This window comes from Streptomyces sp. NPDC020807, assembly GCF_040641575.1.
Lineage (GTDB): Bacteria > Actinomycetota > Actinomycetes > Streptomycetales > Streptomycetaceae > Streptomyces.
On record NZ_JBFADU010000001.1, the window covers coordinates 164,245 to 190,857 of the forward strand.

At 72.4% G+C, this 26,613-nt stretch carries 24 protein-coding genes, 1 tRNA gene and 1 pseudogene; 21 read left to right on the forward strand and 5 right to left on the reverse strand.

Features of this window, described 5'->3' with window-relative positions; genetic code table 11:
* Positions 1-17: 17 nt before the first annotated feature.
* From AB0G79_RS00825 to AB0G79_RS00865, 9 genes are all read left to right on the forward strand, one after another.
* Positions 18-218, forward strand: a complete 201-nt coding sequence (locus AB0G79_RS00825; protein WP_360798105.1) for a hypothetical protein — start codon at positions 18-20, stop codon at positions 216-218.
* Between the two features lie 80 nt (positions 219-298).
* Positions 299-553, forward strand: a complete 255-nt coding sequence (locus tag AB0G79_RS00830; protein ID WP_360798107.1) for a DUF6257 family protein — start codon at positions 299-301, stop codon at positions 551-553.
* Between the two features lie 90 nt (positions 554-643).
* Complete coding sequence (locus AB0G79_RS00835; protein WP_360798109.1) at positions 644-2,761, forward strand: ATP-binding protein; 2,118 nt, start codon at positions 644-646, stop codon at positions 2,759-2,761.
* Positions 2,762-3,218: 457 nt separating this feature from the next.
* A complete protein-coding gene (locus AB0G79_RS00840; RefSeq protein WP_360798111.1) occupies positions 3,219-3,407 on the forward strand; it encodes a hypothetical protein in 189 nt (62 codons plus the stop codon).
* Positions 3,407-3,751, forward strand: a complete 345-nt coding sequence (locus tag AB0G79_RS00845) for a hypothetical protein (protein ID WP_360798113.1) — start codon at positions 3,407-3,409, stop codon at positions 3,749-3,751. Before AB0G79_RS00840 ends, AB0G79_RS00845 begins: the two co-directional genes overlap by 1 nt.
* A 147-nt stretch (positions 3,752-3,898) precedes the next feature.
* A complete protein-coding gene (locus tag AB0G79_RS00850) occupies positions 3,899-4,732 on the forward strand; it encodes a DNA primase (RefSeq protein WP_360798115.1) in 834 nt (277 codons plus the stop codon).
* A 2-nt stretch (positions 4,733-4,734) separates the two neighbouring features.
* Positions 4,735-6,210: an ATP-binding protein gene (locus AB0G79_RS00855; RefSeq protein WP_360798117.1), complete on the forward strand. Its 1,476-nt coding sequence runs from the start codon at positions 4,735-4,737 to the stop codon at positions 6,208-6,210.
* 479 nt (positions 6,211-6,689) lie between these two features.
* The gene (locus tag AB0G79_RS00860; RefSeq protein WP_360798119.1) at positions 6,690-6,878 is read left to right on the forward strand and encodes a helix-turn-helix domain-containing protein; all 189 of its coding nucleotides are present in this window, start codon (positions 6,690-6,692) and stop codon (positions 6,876-6,878) included.
* Between the two features lie 56 nt (positions 6,879-6,934).
* Positions 6,935-8,317 (forward strand): site-specific integrase, encoded by a 1,383-nt coding sequence (locus tag AB0G79_RS00865; protein WP_360798121.1) that lies wholly within the window; start codon positions 6,935-6,937, stop codon positions 8,315-8,317.
* Positions 8,318-8,461: 144 nt separating this feature from the next.
* Here the strand turns inward: AB0G79_RS00865 and AB0G79_RS00870 are convergent.
* A tRNA-Ser gene (locus AB0G79_RS00870) sits at positions 8,462-8,548 on the reverse strand.
* A gap of 220 nt (positions 8,549-8,768) precedes the next feature.
* On the opposite strand from AB0G79_RS00870, the gene AB0G79_RS00875 reads away from it, so the two are divergent.
* Entirely contained in the window at positions 8,769-9,611 is an 843-nt protein-coding gene (locus tag AB0G79_RS00875; RefSeq protein WP_360798123.1) for an MHYT domain-containing protein, read from the forward strand.
* Positions 9,612-9,672: 61 nt separating this feature from the next.
* Here AB0G79_RS00875 and AB0G79_RS00880 read toward each other — a convergent pair whose 3' ends face one another.
* Positions 9,673-11,193 (reverse strand): trypsin-like peptidase domain-containing protein, encoded by a 1,521-nt coding sequence (locus tag AB0G79_RS00880; RefSeq protein WP_360798125.1) that lies wholly within the window; start codon positions 11,191-11,193, stop codon positions 9,673-9,675.
* A 197-nt stretch (positions 11,194-11,390) separates the two neighbouring features.
* On the opposite strand from AB0G79_RS00880, the gene AB0G79_RS00885 reads away from it, so the two are divergent.
* The 3 genes and pseudogenes from AB0G79_RS00885 (at position 11,391) to AB0G79_RS00895 (ending at position 14,017) form a co-directional block, all read left to right on the forward strand.
* Positions 11,391-12,227: a glycerophosphodiester phosphodiesterase gene (locus tag AB0G79_RS00885; protein WP_360798127.1), complete on the forward strand. Its 837-nt coding sequence runs from the start codon at positions 11,391-11,393 to the stop codon at positions 12,225-12,227.
* 73 nt (positions 12,228-12,300) lie between these two features.
* Positions 12,301-12,914, forward strand: a pseudogene (locus AB0G79_RS00890) (ATP-binding protein).
* 125 nt (positions 12,915-13,039) lie between these two features.
* Positions 13,040-14,017, forward strand: coding sequence for a DUF5926 family protein (locus AB0G79_RS00895; RefSeq protein ID WP_360798129.1), 978 nt, complete (start codon positions 13,040-13,042; stop codon positions 14,015-14,017).
* 235 nt (positions 14,018-14,252) lie between these two features.
* Here AB0G79_RS00895 and AB0G79_RS00900 read toward each other — a convergent pair whose 3' ends face one another.
* Together AB0G79_RS00900 and AB0G79_RS00905 are read right to left on the reverse strand one after the other, a co-directional pair.
* Positions 14,253-14,984 (reverse strand): hypothetical protein, encoded by a 732-nt coding sequence (locus AB0G79_RS00900; protein WP_360799122.1) that lies wholly within the window; start codon positions 14,982-14,984, stop codon positions 14,253-14,255.
* A gap of 148 nt (positions 14,985-15,132) precedes the next feature.
* Positions 15,133-15,813, reverse strand: a complete 681-nt coding sequence (locus AB0G79_RS00905; RefSeq protein WP_360798131.1) for a bifunctional DNA primase/polymerase — start codon at positions 15,811-15,813, stop codon at positions 15,133-15,135.
* 530 nt (positions 15,814-16,343) lie between these two features.
* Here AB0G79_RS00905 and AB0G79_RS00910 point away from each other — a divergent pair.
* The gene (locus AB0G79_RS00910; protein ID WP_360798133.1) at positions 16,344-17,816 is read left to right on the forward strand and encodes a PP2C family protein-serine/threonine phosphatase; all 1,473 of its coding nucleotides are present in this window, start codon (positions 16,344-16,346) and stop codon (positions 17,814-17,816) included.
* Positions 17,817-17,949: 133 nt separating this feature from the next.
* Complete coding sequence (locus AB0G79_RS00915; protein WP_360798135.1) at positions 17,950-19,422, forward strand: aminopeptidase P family protein; 1,473 nt, start codon at positions 17,950-17,952, stop codon at positions 19,420-19,422.
* 224 nt (positions 19,423-19,646) lie between these two features.
* Here AB0G79_RS00915 and AB0G79_RS00920 read toward each other — a convergent pair whose 3' ends face one another.
* Positions 19,647-20,111, reverse strand: coding sequence for an ATP-binding protein (locus tag AB0G79_RS00920; protein WP_360798137.1), 465 nt, complete (start codon positions 20,109-20,111; stop codon positions 19,647-19,649).
* A gap of 204 nt (positions 20,112-20,315) precedes the next feature.
* Here AB0G79_RS00920 and AB0G79_RS00925 point away from each other — a divergent pair, with 204 nt between their 5' ends.
* The 6 genes from AB0G79_RS00925 to efeB all read left to right on the forward strand — a co-directional run bounded on the left by AB0G79_RS00925 (position 20,316) and on the right by efeB (position 26,589).
* A complete protein-coding gene (locus AB0G79_RS00925) occupies positions 20,316-21,125 on the forward strand; it encodes a hypothetical protein (protein ID WP_360798139.1) in 810 nt (269 codons plus the stop codon).
* 120 nt (positions 21,126-21,245) lie between these two features.
* Positions 21,246-22,022, forward strand: coding sequence for a YcnI family protein (locus tag AB0G79_RS00930; RefSeq protein ID WP_360798141.1), 777 nt, complete (start codon positions 21,246-21,248; stop codon positions 22,020-22,022).
* A gap of 67 nt (positions 22,023-22,089) precedes the next feature.
* Positions 22,090-22,803 carry an SCO family protein gene (locus AB0G79_RS00935; protein ID WP_360798143.1) on the forward strand — a complete coding sequence of 238 codons (714 nt, stop codon included), beginning with the start codon at positions 22,090-22,092 and terminating at the stop codon, positions 22,801-22,803.
* Positions 22,800-23,258, forward strand: coding sequence for a copper chaperone PCu(A)C (locus AB0G79_RS00940; RefSeq protein ID WP_360798145.1), 459 nt, complete (start codon positions 22,800-22,802; stop codon positions 23,256-23,258). The genes AB0G79_RS00935 and AB0G79_RS00940 overlap by 4 nt, the downstream gene beginning before the upstream one ends.
* A 29-nt stretch (positions 23,259-23,287) precedes the next feature.
* Positions 23,288-25,264 (forward strand): copper resistance protein CopC, encoded by a 1,977-nt coding sequence (locus tag AB0G79_RS00945; RefSeq protein WP_360798147.1) that lies wholly within the window; start codon positions 23,288-23,290, stop codon positions 25,262-25,264.
* Positions 25,189-26,589: an iron uptake transporter deferrochelatase/peroxidase subunit gene (gene efeB, locus AB0G79_RS00950; protein WP_360798149.1), complete on the forward strand. Its 1,401-nt coding sequence runs from the start codon at positions 25,189-25,191 to the stop codon at positions 26,587-26,589. Before AB0G79_RS00945 ends, efeB begins: the two co-directional genes overlap by 76 nt.
* Positions 26,590-26,613: the final 24 nt, after the last annotated feature.

Consider the following 26,613-nt stretch of genomic DNA (forward strand, 5'->3'; position numbering starts at 1 on the left):
TCGAAAGGACCCCTGACATGGGCCTGTTCAGCCGCAAGAGCTCCGCTCCGGCCGAGTCCCGTCTCCCCGCTCCGGAGGAGACCGCCGCCGCCGGCCGCGCGCTCGCCCGGGGCAACCAGAAGCCCGCCGACCGGCTCGTCACCGAGGCCGGGGAGTACGGCCAGTCCGTGGCCATGCAGATCCTCGCCGACTCCCTCGACTACACCCCGCAGGACTGACGCCTGCCTGCCCGCCCCCGACCCCGGTCGGGGGCGGGTGGGGAGTCGGGACAGCCCCGGCCTCAGAAGGGGAAACCGTCGTGGCCTGGATCAAGAAGACCACCGAGTTCGACGAGACCAACCCCCAGCTCAGCATCCGCGAGGGGCTGCAGGCCGGTTGGTACGTGGCCCGCATGGCCAAGCGCGGGCTCGCCGGAGAGGGCGTCTATCAGGGCGACCTGGAGAAGAAGGTCGACCGCGTCATCGACAAGGCCCGCCGGCGGATCGAGAAGAACGCCGAGGAAGCGGCGAAGGCCGAGCGCGACGCGAAGAAGCAGCAGGGCAAGCGCAAGTAGCTGTGCCCCGGGGCGGCCGACAGCCGCCAAGCATCCCGACCGCCCCGGGCCTCTTCCCTCCACCCTTTCGAGCGGCAGGAGACATCCAGCATGACCGACAACGTGGTCCCCCTGTTCAAGGAACCACCTACACAAGAACCCACCACCCCGCTCGCGGTCGTGCCGGAGCCGTCCGGGAAACCGCGTCCGGCCCGGGTATTCGTGCGCACGCGGCGGGCCGTGGCCGGTGTGGTCCGCCACGAGCGGACCCGTCACGCCGCCCGCCTCACCGTCCGACACGGCTCCTACCTGGTCGGCGGTACGCGGGTGGTGACCCGCCGGGCGTGGGACGGCCGTACCGGTGCCCGCTACGAGCGGCTGCTGCGGGCGGCGGAAGCCGCGGGGAACTACGAGGCCGCCGGAGAGTGGGAGGAGCGGCTGCACCGCTTCCGCACCGAGCGGCACAAGCGGCGCATGGACCTCATCTCCGCCCCGCAGGACCTGGCGAAGAGCGCGGCCGTCGGCGCGGCCACCGGCATAGGCGGCCTCCTCGCGGTCGGCGTCGCGCTCGCGATCGCCACGAAGGACCCCGGCGACGTGATCACGCCGCTGATGGCGCTGATCGAGCTGATCCGGCTGCTCGTCGTCATCGTGCAGATGGTGTGGGGGCCGCTCGTCGCCATCGGGCCGTGGCTCGCGCTCGCCGGGCTGTGGGCGGTCGGACGCCAGCGCGCCACCGCCCCGCAGTGGGCTCTTCCCGAGGGCAAGCGGTCCGACGACGCCGGGGCGCCGATCACCCCGTCGATCGTGGTCACCGCCCTGCGGGACCTCGGCATCGCCCCGCTCCGCAACGCCATCAAGGAGATGGGCGACGCCGGCGCCGCGATGCTCGGGCCGATCCGGATCGCTGGATGCGGCGTCGAGGTCGACGTCACCCTCCCCTCCGGTGTCTCCACGGAGGAGGTGCAGACCCGGCGCAAGAAGCTCGCGGAGAACCTCGCCCGCCACGAGCACGAGGTGTTCATCTCGATCCCCGAGGCCGCCCGCACGGTGCGGCTGTGGATCGCGGACTCCGGCGCGCTCGACGAGCCGATCGGCCCCTCGCCGCTGGTCACCGACGAGACGATGACCGCCGACTACACCAAGGGTCGCGCCCCCTGGGGGCAGGACCTGCGCGGGGACGCCGCCACCATCAGCCTCTACCAGCGGCACATGCTCATCACGGGCCTGTCCAACCAGGGCAGGACCGCATCCCTCCGCGCGCTCGCCCTGTGGCTGGCGCTGGACCGCCGGGTGGAGATGCGGATCGCCGACCTCAAGGGCGTCGGTGACTGGGCCATGTTCGACGGCATCGCGACCGTCCTGATCCAGGGCCCGACCGACGATCACGTCATCGACGCCACCGAAATGGTCGAGGGCCTGGTGGAGGAGATGGAGCGCCGGATTCAGGCGCCGCCCGGCACGAAGTTCGACCCGCTGATCGGCATCGTGGACGAGGCGCAGGTCGCGTTCATGTGCCCCGCCGTCGGCGAGGACAAGCGCCCCTACGGCGGGTCGAAGGCCACGTCCCGGTACTTCATGGCCGTCCGCAAGATTCACAACCAGGGCCGTGCTGTGGACGTGCTGCTGTGGGAAGGCACGCAGGACCCGACCGACCAGAACCTCCCCAAGCTCGTCCGCGAGGGCGCCCACACCCGGGCCTCCCTCGTCCTGGGTACCGAGTCGCAGGCCCGCATGGCACTGGGCGACAAGGCCATCGACGGCGGCGCCGCCCCGCACCTGCTCCGACAGGGCCTCGACAAGGGCACCGTGGTTGTCGCGTCCGACGGCATCAAGATCCCGGCCGGACAGCCGTCCATCACCGTCCGGACGCACTTCATCGACGACGACGACGCCAAGACCATCGCCCAGCGGGCCAAGAGCCTCCGCGACGGCGTCACCACCCTGACCGCCGTCGAACCCACCGAGACGGCCGTCGACGCGCTCGCCGACATCGACCGCGTCCTAGGCGGCGAGCCGAGGCTCCTCACACAGGAAGTCCTCCACCGCCTCGCCGCACTCAACCCGGGCGAGTACCGCGAGTGGACATTCTCCGACCTCCGCCAGGTCCTCGAAGTGGCCGGCGCCCCGCCCCGCAAGTCCGACGGCCGCATGGTCGTCGACGGCCTCAGGGTCGCCGACGCCCTCGCCCGACGGGCCGCCGAGACCCCCGAATCCGATGCCGAATAGCAGGGAGACGGGCAGGGAGGCAGGGAGAACTCCCTGACCGCCTCCCTGACCCGCCTCCCTGCCCCTGATCAGCACAAACACCCCTCCAGGGAGGCAGGGAGGCACCCCAGCTCAGGGGCCCGAAACCCCCTCCAGACGCCCTCTGCGGGCGCCCTGTGCCTCCCTCCCTGACCACTCCACGCGAGCAAGGAGACGACCCCGCCATGCTCCGTCGCATCCACCCCACGGCTGCCCGCGAACCGCGCCGAGGGGAACCGATGAGTGCCCCCATCGACAGCGACCCGGAACGGGAGCGGGAGTCCGCGCTCTGGGACGGTCGCGGACTCATCAACACCCCCGCTGGCCCCGCGATCGCCACCACCGAGGACTGGTGAACCTCCCGCCCACCACGGCACGAAGCGCGACACCCTCGCGCACCCCAAGACGCCCTGCTCACTCTCCAAAGGAGCTACGCCCCATGGTCGTGACCATCTCGCTCATCGTCCTGTTCGGGCTCATCCTGTTCTTCCTCGTGCGCTCCAGGGAACTCGGCGCCGGCTCCGCGTTCACCGCCGTCATGTTCGGGTTCCTCCTCGCCTCCACCGGCGCGGCCGAACCCATCAACGAGGTCACCGCATCCCTCGCCGATGCCCTGTCCAAGCTCTGATGGACCCGCTCCTCGACTGGGGCGAGGCCCGGCACTTCGACCACGGCGGGGACCGGCCGTGCTGCCTGTGCGGCAGGCCGACCCCGCTGCGGTCCCACGCGGGCGAGGCCGTCCACAAGGTGTGCGCCGAGGACTGGAACGCCGCCCATCCGGGCGAGCCCCGCCGCTACACCCTGCCGTCCAAGGACAAGCCGCAGCACGACGTCGGCACCTGGCGCTTCCACAACGACGGCCCCGTCACCGACAAGCGCGCCCCCGCCCTCGCACCGGTCCCTACCGACTCCCCGCCCGCCGTCGTCACCCTCGACGTCGAGCCGGGGCAACGCGGCCTGTTCGCCGCGTGACAGCGCAAAGGGCGGCCCCCGTCTCGCCAAAGTCCGGGGCCGCCCTCACCTGCCAGTGCTTCTCACAGAACTGGAGACCCCCAGCATGACCCATTCGACCCCTCTCCGGCGAGAGCTCCTCACCCGGACCACGGCGGAGGTGGCCGCGTGAACAGCATCCTCACCATCGCCCTCGGCCTCGCCGAGCACGGCCTGCCCGTGCTGCCCCTGCGGGCCGACAAGCGCCCGTTCGGGAACTGCCGGGCCTGCGAGGACCTCGCCTGCGGCGGGCGGCCGAACATGGCCACCCCCGGGCCGTGCGTCTGCCCGTGGCCGTGCCACGGGTGGGCCGCCGCCACCACCGACCCCGGCGTCATCGCCTCCCCCCAGTGGACGGCCGCATGGCGCCGCGCCCGGACCATCGGCTACCACCCCGGCGGCGCCGGCGTCACCGTCGTCGACCTCGACAACGAGGCCGCCGTTGACTGGGCCCGCGCTACGCTCCCGCCCACCACGACCGTGCCCACCACGCGCGGCGAGCACTGGATCTACCGGGGCACGATGCGGTCGGTCAACGCCGTCCGGCCCGGTGTCGACCTCAAGTCCACGATGTCCTACGCCCGCTGGCTCGGCCCCGGCACCGGCACCCTGACGGAGCTGCCGGACGTCGTACGTGCCCTCGCCGACAAGCAGCCGCCCGCCGTCCGGCCGGCGGCGCCGACGGTGTCCGTGCCCGCTGGGGGTGGGGAGTGCCGTCACCGCTCGCCCGCCTACCTGGAACGCGGGATCGCCATGGCCGAGCAGCGCATCAACGACGCCCCGAGCGCGGTCCACACGACGGTGTACCGGACGTTCCTCGCGGTGCTCTCCGTGCACGGCCGGTGCGGCTGCCTCACCGAGACGCACATCAGCCGCCTGTTCGCCGCCGCTCAGGCCAAGGGCGAGTCCCTCCGGCACTGCACCACCGCCTGGTCCAACGCCACGACCGCACTGGGGATGTAGCGATGTCCGAGGACGAGAAGAACCCGGCCCGCGAGGTCATCGGCACCTACGCCCGGGACCACTTCCGGTACTTCCGCACCGCCGACGGCACCGTCTACGCCCAGCGCATCGGCCACCCCGTCGCCCGCCCAATCCGCTCCCAGGGCACGACCGGGAGCCACCGTCAGGAACTCATCGTCGGGCTGTTCAAGGACGGATACGGCGTCTTCAACGGAACCGCTCTCAAGGAGGCATTGGACTTGATCGAGGCACTGGCCATGGACGAGAAGGTGCAGCCCGTCCACATCCGCGTCGCCCCCGGCTTCAACGGAGCCACCTGGCTCGACCTGGGCCGCAACGACGGCCTGTCCGTCCGCATCCACCCCACCGGCTGGGACCTCGTCACCCCCGACCCCGAAGAGGTGTGCTGGCGGCGCACCCAGCTCACCGGCGAGCTGCCCCTGCCGGCCAAGGACACCAACGGCAAGGGCCTCGACCTCCTCCTGCGACTGTGCAACTTCGCCAACGCCGAGGTCGAGAGCATGGTCATCGCCTGGCTGATCGGCTGCCTCGGCCCGACCGTGCCCGTCCCCGCGCCGTTCCTCACCGGCCCCCAGGGCGCCGGCAAGTCCACCGGCGCCCGGATGCTCCTGCGGATCATCGAGGGCATGAGCAGCGACCTGCGCCGCGCCCCGAAGGACGAGGAGAACCTCATCACGGCCGTCGCCGCCGGATGGGTCACCGCCCTCGACAACCTCTCCCACCTGACCCCGGACATGTCCGACGCCATGTGCTGCATCGTCACCGGCGCCGAGAACGTCAAGCGCGCCCTGTTCACCGACGGCGACGTCGTCCGCTCCCGCTACCGCAAACCCCTCCTGCTCACCGGCATCGACGTCGGCGTCATCCGCCCCGACCTCGCCGAACGCCTCCTCCCGCTCCGCCTCGAACGGCCCAAGGTCCGGCGCACCGAAGCAGAGCTGTGGGCGGAGTTCGAGGAGATCCTGCCGCTCATCCTCGGCTCGCTCCTCGACCTCACCGTCCAGGTCCGCGCTGCCGAGGCCGACGTCCCCACCGACCTGCGCATGGCCGACTTCGCCCACTTGTGCGCGCAGGTCGACAAGGCCACCGGGTTCGGCGCCCTCCCCGCCTACCGCGCGAGCCTGGACGACCTCAACGACGACGTCATCGAGGGTGATCTCCTCGCTCAGACCGTCCTCAAGCACGCCGCCGGCATCGACCCTGGCCGAGAGATCCGCATGACCTCCTCCGAGTGGCTGCAGTGCCTCACTCAGCTCTACACCGGCGAGGAATGCCGTCCCCTGCCCAAGGGCTGGCCCACCACCGGCAAGGTCCTCTCCGACCGCCTCAAGCGCATCCAGCCCGTCCTGGCCGCGCGCGGCGTCCTCGTCGACTGGGGCCGCACCAGGGACGCCCGCTACATCGAAGTCGTCCGGCCCACCCCGGCGGCCCAGGACGAGCACGGAAACGCGTCCTAGCCCCCGCCACGCGGCCCCCGCACAAGCAAGAGGAGCACGGCCCCGCAGCGCGCCGGTGCTCCTCTTGCTCTTCGGCGGCTCGCCGCCGCTCAAAGGGCGTGCCGCGCAGCGGCTCCCTCTTCACGCTCTAAGCCGCGCACAACAACAGACACCCCCACCTCTTTTCCTAAGTAGGAAGACGCTGCGTCACCCACGTCACCACCGGGCGCAAAACAGCCCCCGACCTGCCCATACAGAGGTGACGCAGACACCAAAGTCCTGCGTCACCCCGCGTCACCCGCGTCACCGGTGACGGATGCCTGCGTCACCCGTGACAGAGACCGTCACCCCCTGTGTCACCAAAACCCGCAGGTCAGACGAGCGAGTGACGTGCATGTCGCAGTGACGCAGAAATCCCCACCTCGGACACACGCCCGCCGGGCGTCAGCGCCCACCCGCTTGTCACTCACGCCGACAGCACCCTCAGCTCAAGGAGTCCCGTGGCACGTCAGCCGATGCTCAAGCTCCCCGAGGTCCTGGCCGAGCTCCACATGAGCCGCGCCGCCTTCTACCGGATGCGCGCTCGCGGCAGGGGTCCGCGCCTGATCAAGCTCCCCAACGGCCAGCTTCGCGTGCGCCGATCGGACCTCGATGCCTGGCTGTCCCAGTGCGAGGAAGCCGCCGCCTAACCCATCCCGTACTGAGGGGCCCGTCACTGGCGGGCCCCTCATCCATCTGGAGAGACATGCTCACGTACGACGTGGAATTCTGGGCCATCCGCCAGCGCAACCGCCCGAAGCCCTTCGAGCTGCGGTGGCGAGTCGGTGAACGCAAGCACTCGAAGAGCTACAAGCTCAAGACGCAGGCCGAGGGCCGTCAGAACGAGCTGATGTCCGCTCTCCGCAAGCGGGAGCAGTTCGACGAGGAGACCGGCCTCCCCGTCTCCGAGCTTGAGGTGCTGACCACGCCGACCTGGTATGAGCACGCCACCGCGTACGTGCTCATGAAGTGGCCGAAGGCGGCAGCCAAGCACCGCGCGAGCATCGCCGAGACGCTCGCCACCATCACGCCGGTGTTCGCGTCCAGTTCGCGTGGCGCCCCGAAGCCCCCGGTACTACGGAAGGCGCTCTACGGGTGGGCCTTCCGCGCGGTGCGGGACACGGAGGGCGCCCTGCGGCTGCGACACCAGGTCGAGGACCCGCCGGCCGACGTCGCCGCCGCGCTCGCCTGGATCGCCGGGCACACGTACAAGATGACCGAGGTCGCCCGGTCGGACCGCCTGCGCACCGCACTGGACGCCATCTCCGTGAAGCTCGACGGCAAGCCCGCCGCCGACAACACGGTCAACCGGAAACGCATGGTGCTGAGCAACGTCATGCGGTACGCCGTCGAGCGCAGGATCCTGCCCGCGAATCCCCTGAGCGGGGTGGACTGGACGGCGCCGCCGACGGACGACGAGGTCGACTTCCGGTACGTGCCCAACCCGAAGCAGGCTGCCGCCCTCATCGGCGCAGTCCGGCAGGTCAGCGAGCGCGGCGAGCATCTGGCCGCGTTCTTCGGGTGCCTGTACTACGCCGCCATGCGCCCCTCGGAGATCGCCGCCTTGCGTGATGCCGACTGCACGCTGCCGGCGTCCGGGTGGGGTGAACTCATCCTCGCCGGAAGTCGCCCCGAGGTCGGCTCCGGCTGGACGGACGACGGCAAGTCGTACGACGAGCGCGGCTTGAAGCGGCGAGCGCGGAAGGCCACCCGTCCGGTACCAATTCCGCCGATCCTTACGGCGATGCTCCGTGAGCACAAGGAGCGGTTCGGGGTGGCGCCCGACGGCACGCTGTTCCGGGCCGTCGAGGGAGGACGCGTCAACTCCACCGAGTACTGCGCGCTCTGGGACACGGCCCGCCTCAAGGCGCTCTCGGCGACGGAGGCGAAGACGCCCCTCGCGGACGTCCCGTACTCCCTCCGCCACGCCGGGGTGTCCCTGTGGATCAACTCCGGCGTCGACCCGGTGGAGGTTGCGCGGCGGGCCGGGCACAGCCTCACGGTCCTCTTCCGGTTCTACGCCAAGATTCTTCGGGGCCAGCAGGACAAGGCGAACGCGCTGATCGAGCAGGGGCTGAACGGCGACTGAGCCGGCGATTCTGGCCCGCGCCTGGCCCACACATGCTGGTCAGGACCGGGATACCGGCGAGTCAGGGTGAGACAAGGTGCACGCAGAGGGCGAGCCCCGGAATCCGGGACCCGCCCTCTGACCAGTCAGTTCTCTGACCTGCTGCGGTGGGTGTGGGATTTGAACCCACGGTGACATCGCTGCCACGACGGTTTTCAAGACCGTTCCCTTAGGCCGCTCGGGCAACCCACCTCTGCCGCCCCGGTCCACGTCACGGTCGACCTGGGACGGAGCGGCTACAGCGTACCGGCTGGGGGAGCAGCGCGGGGATGGGCTGCGGCGGCCCGTGGTGGGTGGAGGCCCCAGGTGGCTGGGTTAGCATCCACCTTCACAAGATCTCCACATCTCTCCATCTCCACATCTCCACGTCTCCGCGTCGCTCCGGCCGGCGTCGGTTCCGAAGGGTTGCAAGGTGCACGGCACGATCGACGGCTTCAGCTACGGCATGGTCACGCCCCTCGTGGGCTATGTGATGGCCTGTCTGGGAAGCGCCCTGGGGCTGCGCTGCACGGTCAGGTCGCTGCGTACCGAACGCGCCCGCACGTCCGGGTGGCTGGCGCTCGGGGCCGCGTCCATCGGGTGCGGGATCTGGACGATGCACTTCATCGCCATGCTCGGCTTCCGGGTGCGCGAGACGACGATCTCGTACGACCTCCCGCTGACCTTCCTCAGCCTGCTCGTCGCCGTGGTCGTCGTGGGTGTCGGCGTCTTCGTCGTGGGCCACCTCGGCGCCCGGCCCGTCCCGCTGCTCCTCGCCGGCCTGCTCACCGGGCTCGGCGTCGCCGGCATGCACTACATGGGCATGGCCGCCATGCGGATGAACGGCTCGCTCGGCTACGACACCGCGGTCGTCGCCCTGTCCGTCGTCATCGCCGTCGTCGCCGCGACCGCCGCGCTCTGGGCCGCCGTCTCCATCCGCGGCTTCCTCGCCAGCCTCGGCGCCAGCGTCGTCATGGGCGTCGCCGTGACCGGCATGCACTACACCGGCATGGCCGCCGTCAGCGTCCACGTCAACGACGCCACCGCCGCGCACACCACCGACGGCTCCTCGTTCCTCAACGTCCTGCCGATGCTCGTCGGACCGCTGATCTTCCTCGTCCTCGCCACGGCCGTCGTCATGTTCGACCCGCTGCTGATCATGGGCGACGACGAACCGCGCCGCCCCGCGCACCGGGAGGGCGGTGCGGGGAGCGGCGCGGCGGACGGGGCACAGGTGGGCGCCGGGGCCGGGGCGGCGGACCCTCGGACGCACTAGGCGCACTAGACGTACTGGACGTACTAGACGTACTGGACGTACTGGACGTACTGGGAGGGTCTCAGCTGTCGCCGGTGCGCTCGCCCAGGACGACCGTGGCCGTCCTGGTCTTGCCGTCGCGCTCGTAGGTGATCTTCACCGAGTCGCCCGGCTTGTGCGTCCAGATCTCGCTGATCAGCGTCGGGCCGCTGTCGACCGCCTGGCCGTCGAAGCCGGTGATCACGTCGCCGGCCTTGAGGCCCGCCTTCGCCGCCGGGCCGTCCGGGGTGACCGCGGTCGTCCCGCCCGAGCCCTGCGAGGCGATCCGCGCGCCCGTGCCGCCCTCGGCCATCGTCACCGTCGCGCCGATCACCGGGTAGACCGGCTCGCCCGTCTTGATCAGCTGCTGGGCCACGTTCTTCGCCTGGTTCACCGGGATCGCGAAGCCCAGGCCGATCGAGCCCGCCTGGCTCTCGCCGAAGCCGCTGCCCGTCGACCGGATCGCCGAGTTGATGCCGATCACCGCGCCGCTCGCGTCGAGCAGCGGACCGCCCGAGTTGCCGGGGTTGATCGAGGCGTCGGTCTGGAGCGCGCTCATGTACGAGTTGCTGCCGCCCGAACCGTCACCGGAGGCCACCGGGCGGTTCTTGGCGCTGATGATGCCCGTCGTCACCGTGTTCGACAGGCCGAAGGGCGCGCCGATCGCGATCGTCGAGTCGCCGACCGCCACCTTGTCGGAGTCGCCCAGCGGCAGGGGCGTCAGGCCCTTGGGCGCGCTCTTCAGCTTCAGCACGGCCACGTCGTAGCCCTGGGCGCGGCCGACGACCTCCGCGTCGTACGTCCTGCCGTCCGCGAAGGTCACCGACAGCGTGCCGCCGTCGGCCGCCGACGCCACCACGTGGTTGTTGGTGACGATGTGGCCTTCCTTGTCGTACACGAAGCCCGTGCCCGTACCGCCCTCGCCGCTCTCGCCGGGAGCCCCGCCGGACTTCGCCTGGATCGTGACGACGCTCGGGAGCGCCTTCGCCGCGACGGCGGCGACCGTGCCCGGGTCGCGCTTGAAGGAGGCCGGGGACTCGCCCGAGGAGACCGTCGTCGAGCCGGTGCCGTTCGCCTCGTCGCCGCGCTGGGCCGCCCAGTAGCCGACGCCGCCGCCGACACCGCCCGCGACGAGCGCGGCGACGAGGACGGCCGCCAGGAGGCCGCCGGAGCGCTTGCGGGGCGCCTGGGGGGCGGCCGGGGGGAAGGGCTCGCCCCAGGCCGGGGTGGACGGCGGCGGCGGGGGCCAGCCACCGGCCGCCGCGGGGGCGGGCGCGGGGGCGTGAGCGGCTACCGGGGCGGGAGCCGGGGTGGGGGCGTGGGTGGGCGCCGGGGCGGGGGCGGGGGCCGCCGGTTCGGCCACCGGGGGCACGGGGGCCGTCGGGGCCGTCTCCGTCACGGGCGTCAGCGGCGCCGTCTCGGCCGCCGCCGGAGCCGCCGGAGCCGCCTGGGCGGGGGTCGCCTGCGGGGCGGCCGGCGGGGCGGCGGGGACGGGAGGCGTCGGCGGGGCGGACGGGGCAGTCGGGTCCGCCGGAACCGCCGTGCCCTCGTTCTCGGTGCTCACAGCTCGCTCTCCTCGTTCACTGCGCGGGGTCGTCACGGGGGTCTTCCACGTTCTCCAACGTGCGGTACCAGCTTTTCCCACAGGGCGTCGGACCGCCGTAAGCCGGAGCTGTGCATCCGCACGCCCTTCTTTATATACGGACGGAACGGACAGGTTCCGGTGTGCCCTCCGCGCCCCGCCAATGGCACCATGACGCCGTGACCCACGCACGGCAGCACCCGATCAGCACGCCCATCCAGGTCGTCGCCCACCGCGGAGCCTCCGAGGACGCCCCGGAACACACCCTGGCCGCCTACGTGAAGGCCATCGAGGACGGCGCCGACGCCCTGGAGTGCGACGTCCGCCTCACCGCCGACGGCCACCTCGTCTGCGTCCACGACCGGCGCGTCAACCGCACGTCGAACGGCCGCGGAGCCGTCTCCGCCCTCGAACTCGCCGACCTCGCCGCGCTCGACTTCGGCGCCTGGAAGGAACGCGAGGAGCGGGAGGACGCGGCCGAGAGCCCCGACTGGGGCGACCCCGGCTACACCTCCGTCCTCACCCTGGAACGGCTCCTGGAGCTCGTCTCCGACGCCGGGCGCCGGGTCGAGCTGGCCATCGAGACCAAGCACCCCACCCGCTGGGCCGGACAGGTCGAGGAGCGGCTCCTCCACCTCCTCAAGCGGTTCAAGCTCGACGCCCCCGACGCGCCCGAGGCCTCCCCCGTACGGATCATGAGCTTCTCGCCCCGGTCCCTGCACCGGATCGCCGCCGCCTCCCCGACGATGCCGACGGTCTCCCTCTCCCAGTTCGTCAGCCCGCGCCTGCGCGACGGACGGCTGCCCGCGGGCGCGCGCGTGGCGGGGCCGTCGATGCGGATCGTCCGCCACCATCCGGCCGTGATCCTGCGGCTCCAGAAGGCCGGGCACCAGGTCCACGTCTGGACCGTGGACGAACCGGAGGACGTCGAGCTCTGCGTGCGGCTCGGAGTGGACGCGATCATCACGAACCGCCCCAAACAGGTCCTCGCCCAGCTCGGCCGCACCACCGGCTGACCCTTCTTCCCCAACTGCCCCAGGGGTTACGGGGAGTGCTCCGGTGCGTTCGGCGCGTACGCGATCGTCACGAGTGCGACACCCCACGTGCCTCCGGCGGTTTCCGGCCCAGGCCATCGGGGCATCCACACGGTGGCGTGGGGGCAGAAGGAGGTCTCGGGGGTGGCGTTGGTGGTGGCACAGGAGGTGCCCACGTCGTCGAGCATGGCCGTGCCTCATGGCCCTGCGGGCGTGGGGGAAGCGCGGCACCGCATGCGGGACGAGCTGTACCGCAGCGGGGTGGCCGAATCGGTCGTCGACGACGCGGTACTGATCCTTTCCGAGTTGCTGAGCAACGCGTGGCGCTACGCCCAGCCCTTGGGGCGGCCCGAGCACGGCGAGGGCGACGTCCGGGCGGCCTGGCGGGTCGACCCGTCGGGCGGGCTGCGCGTCGAGGTCACGGACGGCGGTGGTCCGACGCGACCCGTGCCGTCCACGCCCTCGGTCACGGCGCACGGCGGACGCGGACTGAACATCATCGGCGCGCTGGCGCGGGACTGGGGCGTGCGGGACAGCGCGACCGGCGAGGTGACGGTCTGGGTGGTGGTCACCGAGGGCCACCGCAACGAGGACTTCGCGACACGCGTCGGCGGCGGGGGCGGCGGGGCGGGCTTCGACTTCCTCTGCGCGTACGACGACCTCGACTGACCCGGTTCCCGGCCGACGCGGCTCCCCTCTCCTGGGATGCGCTGGTGCCGGGTGCGGCTAGGCTCGCGCCCGGTACAGCACGTACGACCACGTACAACCACGTACAGCCGGGAGAGAGCCACACCATGGCCAAGAAGCGCCCCCAGACGAAGGCCGGCAAGGCCGGCCAGGCACAGGTCACGAGCGGGGAGATCCCGGTCGTCGGCGCCCGCGAGCCCTGCCCCTGCGGCTCGGGCCGCCGCTACAAGGCCTGTCACGGCCGGACCGCCGCGCACGCCGTCACCGAGGTCGTCCAGCGCCCCTTCGAGGGCCTGCCCGGCGAGTGCGACTGGGTCGCGCTCCGCGAGCTGGTGCCCGCCGCCACCGTGCCGCTCACCCTCAAGGCCGGTCTGCCCGAGGGCGTGCCGTCGGTGACGCTCGCGACCGTGCTGCCCATGGCGTGGCCCGCGCTCCGCCGCGACGACGGCTCCGTCCTCCTCGCCCTGCAGAACGACTCCTCCTCCGGCGACCTCGCCCGCGACCTCGCCGACACCCTCCAGCGCGCCCTGGAGACCGAGCCGGGCAACCCCGTTCCCCCGCGCCGCGTGCCGGCCGAGGGCCCGCGCCTCCAGGATCTGCTCGACGCGGACGCGCCGTTCGTCCCCGAGGTCCACACGGGCTTCGAGTTCTGGATCCCGCAGTCCGCCGAGGGCTCCGAGCCCGAGGTGGCCGCCTCCCTGGAGCGCGCCAACGCGGCCGCGATCCCGACGGTCAAGCTGACCGGCGTGGACGCCGCCTACTGGTGCGAGGTCCCCGACAAGAACCACCTGCGCTGGGTCATGCCGCACCCCGAGGAGAAGCTCCTCGACGCGCTCGCCCGCCTCCAGGCCGGCGAGGGCACCTCGCTCGGCGAGGGCACCCGTCTCGTCGGTTCGTTCCGCGCGCACGGCCTGATGGTTCCGGTCTGGGACCTGCCGTCGTCGATGACCGCCGAGGAGTGCGAGAAGCCGGCCGCCGCGTTCGCCGAGCGGCTCGCCGCGGCGCTCGCCTCGGACGCCCCGCTGACCGCCGACGAGCGTCGCGCGCGCGGCGGCCTCACGAACCGTCAGGTGACTCTCAGCTGATACCCCAGGTGGTATCGGTGACGGGCAGACCGACCGGTCGGTGACTTCCGCCACAACCCGGTCGGTGAAGGGGTAATTCCCTGTCCGAATAACCGAGATCGAATTTGCGAACAGCAGATCTCTTGTTACCGTTCTGGAAGCCCGGTCGCTGGTGCATCCCCCGTCGCCAGCGACCGGGCCTTTCCATGCCCGCCCCCGCGGGAGGCCCGTCAGGCCACGCCGGGGAGCCCGGCTCTCAACTTCCCTCGGACTCCGCCGCATTGCTGCCGGAACGCAGCAGCAGAGGCGTGTTGTCCCCCTCGCCGGTACCCGCGAATTCCGCGACCGCCGCATACGAAGCGGAATCCCCGGCCCCGCCCCGGCGCCGCTCCCGGGGCGTCTCGCAGGTCCCCGGCTCGTCCTGCGCCGCGACCGCGCAGCGCACCTGGACGGTCCGGCCGCCGGGCGCCATCAGGGTCAGAAACGCGTCGAGTTCCTGTCCGGTCGCGTTGCGGTAGTACGTACGCGCCCACACGTCCGGACCCTCGGAGAGGACACAGGTCTGCGCCTCGACGCCTTCGGGGGAGGCGAGTTCCGGTCCGCAGCGGGTGAGCCGTTCGGGGACCGGCGGTGTCACCGGTGTCACCGGCCCCTTCGGCACGTGCGGTACGGGAGGGGTCGACGCCGGTGCCGCGGACGGCGCGCCCTTCGGCGTACGGAGTCCGAGGTCTCCGCCCAGATCCGAGAGCAGGTCCCCCGACTTCCCGTCCCCGGACCCCCGCGCGTGGTCACCGGACCCTTGCGCCTGGTCACCGGACATTCGCGCCTGGTCACCGGCCCCCCGCGCAAGGTCACCGGACTTCGCGGCGGAACCGGCGGGCTCGCCCGAGGGCCCCGCCACCGCGACGATCGGCAGCAGGACGGCGACCGCGACGGCGGTTCCGAGTCCGGCCATGCGGAGTTTCGCCGGGCTCATCACCGGACTCATGCGACCCACGACCCACCTGCTCCTTCGCCCGTGATCTTCGCCGGGTGGGGCGAACATATCGGCGGCCGGTGGGGGGTCGGCCGGCCGCGCGCCCGTTTGCCCGGGAAGTCGGGCCAGGACACACCCGTTCGGGTGAACGGGCGGGCCCTCAGTACGTCAGCCGGCTGCCGCCGCCCGGAGCGCTGGTGCTCGCCTCGACGAGCGCGTCGACCACGGCCTCCACGTCCGGCAGCCAGGGCCGGGCCGAGCCCGCGAGCGGCGCGCGCTCCCACCGGACCTGTCCGGCGCCGGTGACCGAGGGCGGCAGCAGGAGGTAGCCGCCCTCGCCGTGGAACCGCAGCGAACTGGGGACGCCGTCCTTCGCGTACAGCAGGTCGCCGAGCCGTTCGAGGCCGTACGGGGCGACGAGGATCGACCATCGCGTCGGCGTCGCCACCACGGGTCCGAGCCGCACGCCGGTCGCGTCGAGCGCGGCGAGCGCGCGGGCCCCCGCGACCGCCGGCAGGCTCACCGCGCAGGGCGCGGAACCGCCCGTGGCGAGGACCACCGGGGCGTCCGGGCGGGTCGTCCACCACCAGCGGACCATCCGCTCGTCGGTCGTCGCCGCGAGGAGGCCGGGGTCGTAGGGGTGTGCGCCGGGCACCGGGCATTCGGGGTCGGGGCAGGCGCACACCGACCCCTCCGCCGTACGGGCCGTCGCCTTCGGTTCCACGCCCGGCAGGACCGGCCAGTCCCACTCGGTCGCGAAGGTCACCGCCGCTTCGAGCCGGGCGGTCCTCGCCTTGCGCCGGAACCGGAGCCTGCGTCGCCTTCCGAGGATCTCGCGCATGAGCGCTCGTTCCTTTCCGTTGAACGCCGAATCCACATCAACACATCACGCGTCACACATCACACCATGTGCAGATCTCTTCACCGTGCGTATCAGCGCGTAGCCGGGTCGGCGGCGCGGCGCCCCGTCACGATGCGGGGGTCGAGCGAGCCGGATGGGGCTTGACGGTCAGAACACGTTCCCCGCCACCGGGGGACGGGCTGCGGCCTGCGGTACGAAGGACGCCGGGGCCCCGCCGCACGTTCCGGGACAGCTCCAACTGCCCCTGCCTGTCATCGATTACGTACCCCGCACACCCGGAATGACGCGCTTTCAAACGACGCCAGTCGACCGCAAAAGGTGCACCGAGAGGGCAATTTTCAGCCAACTTCCCGTGTACAGCAACCCTCTCGTCGGCCTTCGCGCGCTCCCCACGGACACCACAAGTCCCACGGGGACAATGCTGGACATCCCTCCGCCCCTGCGTGTACATGTGGAGACATCGAGCGGCGCAGAATGACATGGGGGTTTGCGATGCGATTTGCGATGCTATGGCCTCAAACGCACCGGTCGGAAAGCCGACTGAGATGAGCGCCCCACACCTGCCGAAAGTGGCCGGAATCGACTCCACGGTTCCTTCTCCCCCGCACACTGCGGCGCCTCTCCCCGGAGCCCCGTCGGCTCTCCCCGGCGTCCCGTCGGCCGCGACACCCGGCGACACGCCCCTCCCGCCCGGCGCCCTGATCCAGGACCGCCTGGCCGGCTGGGTCTCCGACCTGACCACCCTCCACGAACTCACCGAGCGCCTCATCAGGACCTCCTCCCTCGCCGACGCCCTCCCCGAGGTCCTCGGCGCCGGAGCGGCCCTCGTCGGCGCCCGCCGCGGCATGGCGGTCCTCGAACCCGCCGACGGCCTCGGCCCCGCCACCACCATCGGCCTCGGCCTCGCCCGCGCCGACCTCGGCGCCATCGAGACCGTCCCGCGCAGCGCCACCAGCTACGGCCGCCTCCTCGACGGCCTCCCGGACCCCGCCCACCCGGCCCGCGTCCCCGACCCGATCGCCATCCGCGACGTCCGTACGGAAGAGGGCCTCGACCCGCGCCACCGCGAGGTCGCCGCCCGACTCGGCTACGCCGCCAGCTACGCCCTCCCCCTCGCCACCGAGGAGGCGGGCCGCCTCGGCGCCGCCGTCTGGCTCTACGACGAGCCCGCGGAACCCAACGACCGCCAGCGCCACCTCATCGGCCTCTACGGCCGCTTCGCCACCGAGCACATCGCCCGCCTCCTCCAGGTCGAGCGCGCCCGCACGCAGGTCTCCACCGTCGCCGAGGAGCTGCTTCCCAGCCGCCTCCCCCGCGTCCCCGGCGTCCAGCTCGCCGCCCGCCACCGCACCGGCCCCCAGGGCGGCGGCGACTGGTACGACGCGCTGCCGCTCCCCGAGGGCGCCCTCGGCCTCGCCGTCGGCTCCGTCTCCGGGAACGGGCCCAGCGCGCTGGCCGCCATGGGCCGGCTGCGCGCCTCCCTCCGCGCGTACGCGGTCATGGAGGGCGAGGACCCCGTCGCCGTCCTCTCCGACCTCGAACTGCTGCTCCGGCTCACCGAGCCCGCCCGCTCCGCGACCGCCCTCTTCGCGTACGCCGAGCCCGCGCAGCGCCGCATCGTCCTCGCCGGGGCCGGGCACGCGCCGCCGCTCCTCGTCGGCGAGCACCGCACCGAGTTCGTCGAGACCTCGCTCTCGGCCCCGCTCGGCATGCTCGCCTGCTGGGAGGCGCCCAGCGTGGAGCTCTCGCCCGCACCCGGAGAAACGGTGCTTCTCTACACGGACGGGCTGCTCCGCCGTACCGGCGATCCCATGGACCGGGCCTTCGCTCGGCTCCACGCCGCCGCCGCGAGCGTGCCGAAGGCCGACCGGGGCGACCCGGGCGCCATCGCCGACCACGTCCTGCGGACGCTCCTCCCGGAGGGGCTCGACCGCCACCGGGACGAGGAGGACGTGGTGATTCTCGCCGCGCGGTTCGAGTGAGGCGACCGGGACCGCGCGTGCGCGGAATCTAACACTCCGGATTGCTGCGGAATGAGGCCCTCCGACCCTGGATCCCCACGTCACGAACGTACGATGGTGGGGGTTCAGTGTCGTACCAAGAGGAGGCAGACCCGTGGCCGAGCTCACGCCGGAGACCCCGGAAGAGGCGACCGAGGAGCAGGAGCAGCAGGCGATCGCGCAGCGGAAGAACGGCCTGTACCCGGGCGTCTCCGACGAACTCGCCGAGAACATGAAGTCCGGCTGGGCCGACACCGAGCTGCACGACCTCACGCCCATCGCGCAGGCCGACAAGACGGCCGCCCGCCGCGCCGCGCTCTCCGCCCGCTTCCCGGGTGAGCGCCTGGTCGTCCCCGCCGGAAACCTGAAGACCCGGTCGAACGACACCGAGTACGCCTTCCGCGCCTCCACCGAGTACGCGTACCTCACCGGCGACCAGACGCAGGACGGCGTCCTCGTCCTGGAGCCCCTCGCCAAGGGCGGCCACGAGGCCACGCTCTACCTCCTCCCCCGCTCCAACCGCGAGAACGGCGAGTTCTGGCTCGACGGCCAGGGCGAGCTGTGGGTCGGCCGCCGCCACTCCCTCGCCGAGGCCGAGCAGCTCCTCGGGCTCCCCGCCAAGGACGTCCGCGAGCTCGCCGGCCACCTGGCCGAGGCCACCGGCCCGGTCCGCGCCGTCCGCGGCCACGACGCCGGCATCGAGGCCGCCCTCGCCGACAAGGTCACCGCCGAGCGCGACGAGGAACTCCGCGTCTTCCTCTCCGAGGCCCGCCTCGTCAAGGACGACTTCGAGATCGCCGAGCTCCGCAAGGCCTGCGAGGCCACCGCCCGCGGCTTCGAGGACGTCGTCAAGGTCCTCGACAAGGCCGAGGCCACCAGCGAGCGCTACATCGAGGGCACCTTCTTCCTCCGCGCCCGCGTCGAGGGCAACGACATCGGCTACGGCTCCATCTGCGCCGCCGGCCCGCACGCCACGACCCTCCACTGGGTCCGCAACGACGGCGACGTCCGCTCGGGCGAGCTCCTCCTCCTCGACGCCGGCGTCGAGACCAACGAGCTCTACACCGCCGACATCACCCGCACCCTGCCGATCAACGGCCGGTACACCGACCTCCAGCGCAAGATCTACGACGCCGTGTACGAGGCGCAGGAGGCCGGCATCGCCGCGGTGAAGCCCGGCGCCGCCTACCGCGACTTCCACGACGCCGCCCAGCGCGTCCTCGCCGAGAAGCTCGTCGAGTGGGGCCTCGTCGAGGGCCCGGTCGACCGCGTCCTGGAGCTCGGCCTCCAGCGCCGCTGGACCCTCCACGGCACCGGCCACATGCTCGGCATGGACGTCCACGACTGCGCCGCCGCGCGCACCGAGACGTACGTCGACACCACGCTCGAGCCGGGCATGTGCCTGACCGTCGAGCCCGGCCTCTACTTCCAGGCCGACGACCTGACCGTGCCCGAGGAGTACCGCGGCATCGGCGTCCGGATCGAGGACGACATCCTCGTCACCGCCGACGGCAACGTGAACCTCTCGGACGCGCTCCCGCGCCGCTCCGACGAGGTCGAGGCGTGGATGGCCGGCCTGAAGGGCTGACCTCCGCTCCGCACGACGTACGGGAAAGGGCCCCCGCCGACCGACCGGCGGGGGCCCTTTCCCGTACCCGCCGCCCGTACCCGCCGCCCGTACCCGCCGCCCGTACCCGCCGCCCGTACCCGCCGCCCGTACCCGCCGCCCGTACCCGCCGCCGTACCCCCGCGCCGGTCAGGTCATCGGCCCACCAGGTCAGCAGCCCACCAGGCCACCAGGCCACCAGCTCGTCAGGCCATGAGGAGCGACGGGCTGTCCCGCCACTTCAGGATCTTGTCGAAGCTGACCACCGCGCCGCCCCGGCCCGTGCGGTTGCCGAAGTGGACGTGGTCGGCGAGCTCCTCGATCAGCCGCAGTCCGCGGCCGTGCTCCGCCTCGTCCGACGGAACCGGAGCGGCGCCCGCCGCCGTGCCGGGGAACCCCGGCCCCGCGTCCGCCACCTCGATGCGGCAGGTCTCCCCGTCCAGGTACGCCGTCACGCGGTACGCCTCCGAGAGCGCCCCGCCCGGCACGTCCTCCGTGCCCCGGCCGCCGTGCTCCACCGCGTTCGCACACGCCTCGGTCAGGGCGACCGACAGCTCGTAGGACACGTCGGGATCGACCCCCGCCGTCTCCATCGTGCCCATCAGGAGCCGCCGCGCGAGCGGCACGCTCGCAGCCTCACGCCGCAGATGGAGTGACCACCAGATGCTCATGCTCCAGCCTCCCGGCCGCGGCTCGACATACCGTTACCTATTGCCGGAAGGAAGGCTCCGTAAGCCCCCGGAACCGTCAAGAGCGCTCGTTCGGCGGATGCAGCGGGCGGCGGCCCCGGTGTATGTCGTCCCCAAGGGGCGCAAGAACGACCTTCCGGACCTGCCGCATGGCGGAGGCACCCCTGGTGCGATGATGGGCCCGCCATGTCTGCCCCCGCGCTCGCTCCACGGCTGCTGAGGGCCGCGGTGTTCACCGCGGTCTGCGTCGTGCTGTCCGCGACCGGACACGCCCTCGCCGCCTGCGCGGGCATCGCCCTGTGGTCCCTGCTCGCCGGCTTCCTCGGCGTCTTCGGGTTCACCGTCCTCTTCACCGGCCGCGAACGCTCCCTCGGCTTCGTCGTCGGCGCCCTCGCGGCCGGGCAGCTCGGCCTCCACGGCCTCTTCGGCCTCGGCCAGCGCCACCTCGCGCAGGCCGACCAGGCCGACGGCGCCGCCCTCGTCCGGCTCGCCGCCAAGCTGATCTGCGGCAAGAACGAGGCCGCCATCGGCCCGGCCGAAGCCGCCCGGATCGTCGGCGACGCGGGCCTCGGCGGCGGACACGGCTCCCTCGTCCACGGCTCCGTCGCCCAGGCGGCCGGCACCGGCATGGGGCTGGCCGCGGACGCACCGCTCGCCGGGCTCCTCCCGAGCCTCCCCATGCTCCTCGGTCACCTGCTCGCCGCCCTCGCGGCCGGCTGGCTGCTCCGCCGGGGCGACCAGGCGATCGTCACCCTCGGCCGCCTCTCCGGGCAGGGCGCGACCGAGCTCGCCGAATGCGCCCTGGTCCGCGCCCTGCGCGCCTCGCTCCGTCTCGTGCGGAGCCTGCTCGCCGGCCTCCCGGCCGCGCCGCACGCCGGGCCGCGCCGGCCCGCCCGTACGGCCTTCGACTCCTCGCCGCCGCCGGTGGCCGAGGCACTCAGAGACACCGTGATCAGGCGCGGCCCGCCGGCCGCCCCGTACGCCCTCGCAGCCTGACGCGGACCGCTCACCACTCCTTTCCGGGAGGGGGCGGCGCCGCGAAAGCCCGCACGCCCGGACGTCCCGTCGGTGTGCCGGCTCCCGTCGTCATCCCTCCGAGCTGGAGTGTCTTCTGCCATGACCGTTTCCGTTTCCCGCATCGCCGTCGCCGGCGGCGTCGCCCTCTCCTCCGTCGTCCTGCTGTCCGGCACGGCCTTCGCGCACGTCAGCGTGCAGCCGCAGGGCGAGGCCGCCAAGGGCGGGTACGCGACCGTCAACATCAAGGTCCCGAACGAGCGGGACAACGCCTCCACCGTGAAGCTCGAGGTCAACTTCCCCCTCGACCACCCGCTGGCCTCCGTCATGCCGCAGCCCGTCCCCGGCTGGAAGGCCGAGGTCACCAAGAGCAAGCTCACCAAGCCGCTGGAGCTGCACGGCAAGAAGATCAACGAGGCCGTCTCCAAGGTCACCTGGACCGCCGACGGCTCGAAGATCGGCCCCGGCCAGTTCCAGCAGTTCCCGCTCTCGCTCGGACAGCTGCCCGAGGACACCGACGAGCTCGTCCTCAAGGCGATCCAGACCTACGACAACAAGGAAGTCGTGCGCTGGATCGAGGAGGAGAAGGAGGGCGCGGACGAGCCGCAGAACCCGGCCCCCGTCCTCAAGCTCTCCGCCGCGAGCGCCGACCACCACGGCGGCGGCAGCGGTACAGCCCCGACGGCCACCGCCACCGCCTCGGCCGACGCCAAGGGCGGTCACGACGACACCGCGGCCGACCACAAGGAGACCGCCTCGGCCTCCTCCGCCACCACGGACACCACGGCCCGGGTCCTCGGCGTCGTCGGCATCCTCGTCGGCATCGCGGGCGTCGCCTTCGGCGTCCTCGCCGGCCGCCGCCGCTCGACGTCCGCCTGACGGCCGCCGCTCCCCCTCCCCCCCCTTCACCCGTACAACCCTCACTCGTACGACCGGAAGAACCACCATGTCCGAAGAGAAGACGCCCGGGGCGGCCACCGCCCGCCCCGGGCGGCGCACCCCGCTGATCATCGCGGCCGTCGCGATCGTCGCCGCCCTCGGCATCACCGCCGCCGTCGGCCTCGGCGACGACTCCAAGCCCGCGACCGGCTCCGGCTCCGTCGCCGAGGTCTCCGGCGGCAGCGACCCCGAGAAGGCCGCCACCGTCCTGGACCGGCCGTTCACCAAGCCCGACCTCGTCCTCACCGACACCAAGGGCCAGAAGTACGACCTGCGGGAACGCACCAAGGGCAAGCCGACCCTCATCTACTTCGGCTACACGCACTGCCCGGACGTCTGCCCCCTCACGATGAGCAACATCGCCATCGCCAGGAAGCAGCTCCCCAAGGCCGACCAGGACAAGCTCCAGGTCGTCTTCGTCACCACCGACCCCGAGCGCGACACGGCCGCCGAGCTCGGCAAGTGGCTGCCCGCCGCGGGCGACCCCTCCTTCACCGGTCTGACCGGCGACTTCTCCGCCATCCAGGCGGGCGCCCGCTCGATGGGCATCGGCATCGACCCGCCCAAGGTCGAGAACGGCAACGTCGTCTCCATGCACGGCGCCCAGGTGATCGCCTTCTCGCCCACCACCGACCAGGGCTACGTCCTGTACGGCGAGGACACCACCGTCGAGCAGTACGCGAAGGACCTGCCGAAGCTGATCAAGGGGGAGAACCCGTGACCCGCCGCACCACCACCCTGGCCGCCGTCTCCGCCGTGGCGCTCGCCGCCTCCCTCGCGCTGACCGGCTGCTCGTCCTCCGACGACAAGCCGCGCCTGGAGGTCAGCGGCGCGTTCATGCCCCAGCCCGTGATGGACATGGCCGGCGGCTTCCTCACCATCAAGAACGACAGCGGCACCGCCGACAAGCTCACCTCCGTCACCAGCCCGATCTCGGACGACGTCACGATCCACGAGACGAAGAACCAGAAGATGCAGCAGGTGACGTCGTTCGACATCCCCGCCAACGGGGAGCTCAAGCTCGAACGCGGCGGCAACCACATCATGTTCATGGAACTGAAGTCGAAGCCGAAGCAGGGCGACAAGGTCAGCATCGAGCTCCACTTCGAGAAGGCCGACCCGATCAAGGTCGACGTTCCCGTCGAAGCCGCCAACCACAACCCGCAGCAGCACTGAGCGGACCGCTCTGAAGAAGTGACGGAGAGATGACAACGACCACCGCCCCGCGCCTCGGCGCCGCCTGGGCCCGGCTGCTCGTCCTCGCGGCCGCGCTGCTCGGCACGCTGCTCGCGGGCGCCGCACCCGCCTCCGCGCACGCGGCGCTCACGGGCAGCGACCCGAAGGACGGGGCGGTGGTCGCCACCGCTCCCAAGGAGGTCAACCTGACCTTCAGCGAGCAGGTCGCCATGAGCGCCGACTCGATCCGGGTCCTCGACCCCTCGGGCCGCCGCGCCGACACCGGCGAGATCCGCGACCTGTGCAGCGGTTCCGTCGTCCGGTACGGAGTCGGGCTCCGCGCCGGACTTCCCGACGGCACCTACACCGTGGCCTGGCAGACCGTCTCCGCCGACAGCCACCCCATCGCGGGCGCCTTCACCTTCTCCATCGGCGCCCCTTCCGCGACCTCCGTCGCCCTCCCCGACCAGAACGTCGGCGGCGGCCCCGTCGGGGCCTTCTACGGCATCGCCCGCTACCTCTCGTACGCCTCCTTCGCCGTCCTCGTCGGCGGCGGCGCCTTCGTCCTGATCTGCTGGCCCCGCGGCGCGGGCTCCCGCCCGGTCCAGCGGACCGTCGTCCGGGCCTGGCTGACCCTGACCGTCGCCACCCTCGTGATGCTGCTGCTCCGCAGCCCCTACACCGGCTCCGGCGAACTCTCCGACGCCTTCGACCTGGCCGGCCTGAAGGCCGTCCTGGAGACGAAGACCGGCGCCGCGCTCACCTCCCGGCTGCTGCTCCTCGGCGCCGCCGCGCTCTTCGTGGCCGTCCTCTTCGGCTCCTACGCCCGGCGCACCGACCCGAAGGAGAAGAAGGACCTCGCCTTCGGCCTGGGTCTCGGCGGCACGGTCGTCGCCGCCGGCATCGCCGGCACCTGGGCCCTCGCGGAGCACGCCTCCACCGGCATCCAGCCCGGCATCGCCATGCCCGTCGACATCCTTCACCTCCTCGCCGTCGCCGCCTGGCTCGGCGGACTGACCGTGCTGCTCGTCGCGCTCTACCGGACCACCGCCGTCGACCGCTCGGCCGTCGAGCGCTTCTCGAAGGTGGCCTTCGCCTCCGTCCTCGTCCTCGTGGCCACGGGCGTCTACCAGTCCTGGCGCCAGGTCGGCTCCTGGTCCGCCCTGACCGACACCCGCTACGGCCAGCTGCTCCTGGTCAAGATCGGTCTGATGGCCGTCCTCCTCGGCATCGCCTGGACCTCCCGCCGCTGGACCCAGCGCCTGGCGGACCCGACGCCGGCCGAGGAGACGATCCCTGCCGAGGAGCCGGCCGCGCATCCGAACGCCGCCCGCGCAGAGGACTCGGTCGAGAAGCCGGTAGACGGGTCGGCCGACGAGTCGGCCGAAGCCCCGGCGGAGGCCGCACCCGCCGAGGAGCAGGAGGTCGGCCCCGAGCGGGCCGCCCAGCTCGCCCGGCAGCGGGCCGCCGTCGCCACCGCCCGGCGCAAGCGGGAGCGGGACAGCGACCCCGAGCGGACGGGACTGCGCCGCTCGGTGCTGACAGAGGCCGCCGTCGCCGTCGTCCTCCTCGCCGTCACCACCGTCCTCACCTCGACCGAGCCCGGTCGCACCGAGGAGGAGGCCGGCCGGACCGGCGTCGCCGGATCGGCCGCCGTCCCCGACCGTCCGGTCGACATCCGGCTGCCCTTCGACACCGGCGGCGTCGACGGCAAGGGCGTCGTGCGTCTCAGCCTCGATCCCGGCCGCACCGGCGCCAACGCGCTCCATCTCTTCGTCGAGCGCCCCAACGGCAAGCCGCTGGACGTCCCGGAGATCAAGGTCGCCTTCACCCTGGAGGCCAAGGCCGTCGGCCCCCTGCCCGTCGTGCCCGACCGGATCCAGACCGGACACTGGACCGCGAGCGGCGTCCAGATCCCGATGCCCGGGGAATGGAAGATCCAGGTGACCGTCCGTACCTCCGACATCGACCAGACCACCATCGCCAAGAACGTGAAGATCGGCTGAACCAGGTGACCGAGAGCGACAACAACACGAGCGAGAACAGCGGCACCACCGTCGACATCTCGCGGCGGCGCCTGCTCGGCACCGTCGGCGCCGCGGGCGCGGCCGGGCTCGTCATCGGCGCGGCCGGCGGTGCCGGGATCGCCGGGGCGGTCTCGGGCGACGAGTCCTCCGCGACCGGTGCCGGAGGCCCGGGTGCCCTCACCTCCGTCGGCGCGACGGAGGTGATGTTTCACGGGAAACATCAGGCCGGCATCACCACTCCCCTCCAGGCCCGCGGCCATCTGATCGCCTTCGACCTCGCCCCCGGAGCGGGCCGCAAGGAGGCCGCCGCCCTGCTGCGCCGCTGGTCGGCCACTGCGAGGACGCTGATGGCGGGCGAGGCCCCCGCCGTGGACACGGGCATCGCGCTGGACGCGGGTCCCTCCTCCCTCACGCTCACGTTCGGCTTCGGCAGGACGTTCTTCGACCGCACCGGGCTCGCCTCGCGCCGCCCCTCCGCACTCGACCCGCTGCCCGCGTTCTCCTCCGACGCGCTCGACCCCCGGCGCTCCGAGGGCGATCTGTGGGTGCAGATCGGTGCGGACGACGCCCTCGTCGCCTTCCACGCCCTGCGGGCCGTGCAGAAGGACGCGGGCGACGCGGCCCGGGTGCGCTGGCAGATGAACGGCTTCAACCGCTCGGCCGGTGCCACCGCGAAGCCGATGACCGCGCGCAACCTCATGGGCCAGGTCGACGGCACGGGCAACCCCAAGCCCTCGGACCCGGACTTCGACCAGCGGATCTTCGTCCCGGCCGGGGCGGCCGACGGCGGGACCGGAGCCGGAACCGGCGCCGCCGCCTGGATGGCCGGAGGTTCGTACGCGGTGGTGCGACGGATCCGGATGCTCCTCGACGACTGGGAGAAGCTGCCGCTCGACCGCCAGGAGAAGGTGATCGGCCGCCGGAAGTCCGACGGCGCTCCCCTCACCGGCGGCAGCGAGACCACCGAGCTCGACCTGAACAAGTTCGGCCCCGACGGGAAGCTGGTGATCCCGGACAACGCCCACTCCCGGATCTCCGCCCCCGAGCAGAACGGTGGCGCGGCGATGCTGCGCCGGCCCTTCTCCTTCCATGACGGGATCGGTCCCGACGGGACGCCGGACGCCGGTCTGCTCTTCGTCTGCTGGCAGGCCGATCCGCTCCGGGGCTTCGTCCCGGTGCAGCGGAAGCTCGACCGGGGCGACGCGCTGTCGGCCTTCATCCGGCACGAGGCGAGCGGTCTCTTCGCGGTGCCGGGTGGCCCCGCCGAGGGCGAGTACGTGGGCCAGCGGCTTCTGGAGTCGTAGCAGTCCTCGGGACCGGCGTCCGGC

Excerpts from the sequence above, each read along its gene's own strand:
- AB0G79_RS00840 (WP_360798111.1), top strand. The coding sequence starts at position 3,219 with ATGGTCGTGACCATCTCGCTCATCGTCCTGTTCGGGCTCATCCTGTTC.
- AB0G79_RS00945 (WP_360798147.1), top strand. The coding sequence starts at position 23,288 with ATGACAACGACCACCGCCCCGCGCCTCGGCGCCGCCTGGGCCCGGCTG.
- AB0G79_RS00825 (WP_360798105.1), top strand. The coding sequence starts at position 18 with ATGGGCCTGTTCAGCCGCAAGAGCTCCGCTCCGGCCGAGTCCCGTCTC.
- AB0G79_RS00935 (WP_360798143.1), top strand. The coding sequence starts at position 22,090 with ATGTCCGAAGAGAAGACGCCCGGGGCGGCCACCGCCCGCCCCGGGCGG.
- AB0G79_RS00920 (WP_360798137.1), bottom strand. The coding sequence starts at position 20,111 with ATGAGCATCTGGTGGTCACTCCATCTGCGGCGTGAGGCTGCGAGCGTG.
- AB0G79_RS00845 (WP_360798113.1), top strand. The coding sequence starts at position 3,407 with ATGGACCCGCTCCTCGACTGGGGCGAGGCCCGGCACTTCGACCACGGC.
- AB0G79_RS00835 (WP_360798109.1), top strand. The coding sequence starts at position 644 with ATGACCGACAACGTGGTCCCCCTGTTCAAGGAACCACCTACACAAGAA.
- AB0G79_RS00930 (WP_360798141.1), top strand. The coding sequence starts at position 21,246 with ATGACCGTTTCCGTTTCCCGCATCGCCGTCGCCGGCGGCGTCGCCCTC.
- AB0G79_RS00865 (WP_360798121.1), top strand. The coding sequence starts at position 6,935 with ATGCTCACGTACGACGTGGAATTCTGGGCCATCCGCCAGCGCAACCGC.
- AB0G79_RS00895 (WP_360798129.1), top strand. The coding sequence starts at position 13,040 with ATGGCCAAGAAGCGCCCCCAGACGAAGGCCGGCAAGGCCGGCCAGGCA.
- AB0G79_RS00925 (WP_360798139.1), top strand. The coding sequence starts at position 20,316 with ATGTCTGCCCCCGCGCTCGCTCCACGGCTGCTGAGGGCCGCGGTGTTC.
- AB0G79_RS00855 (WP_360798117.1), top strand. The coding sequence starts at position 4,735 with ATGTCCGAGGACGAGAAGAACCCGGCCCGCGAGGTCATCGGCACCTAC.
- AB0G79_RS00905 (WP_360798131.1), bottom strand. The coding sequence starts at position 15,813 with ATGCGCGAGATCCTCGGAAGGCGACGCAGGCTCCGGTTCCGGCGCAAG.
- AB0G79_RS00900 (WP_360799122.1), bottom strand. The coding sequence starts at position 14,984 with ATGAGTCCGGTGATGAGCCCGGCGAAACTCCGCATGGCCGGACTCGGA.
- AB0G79_RS00910 (WP_360798133.1), top strand. The coding sequence starts at position 16,344 with ATGGCCTCAAACGCACCGGTCGGAAAGCCGACTGAGATGAGCGCCCCA.
- efeB (WP_360798149.1), top strand. The coding sequence starts at position 25,189 with ATGGAAGATCCAGGTGACCGTCCGTACCTCCGACATCGACCAGACCAC.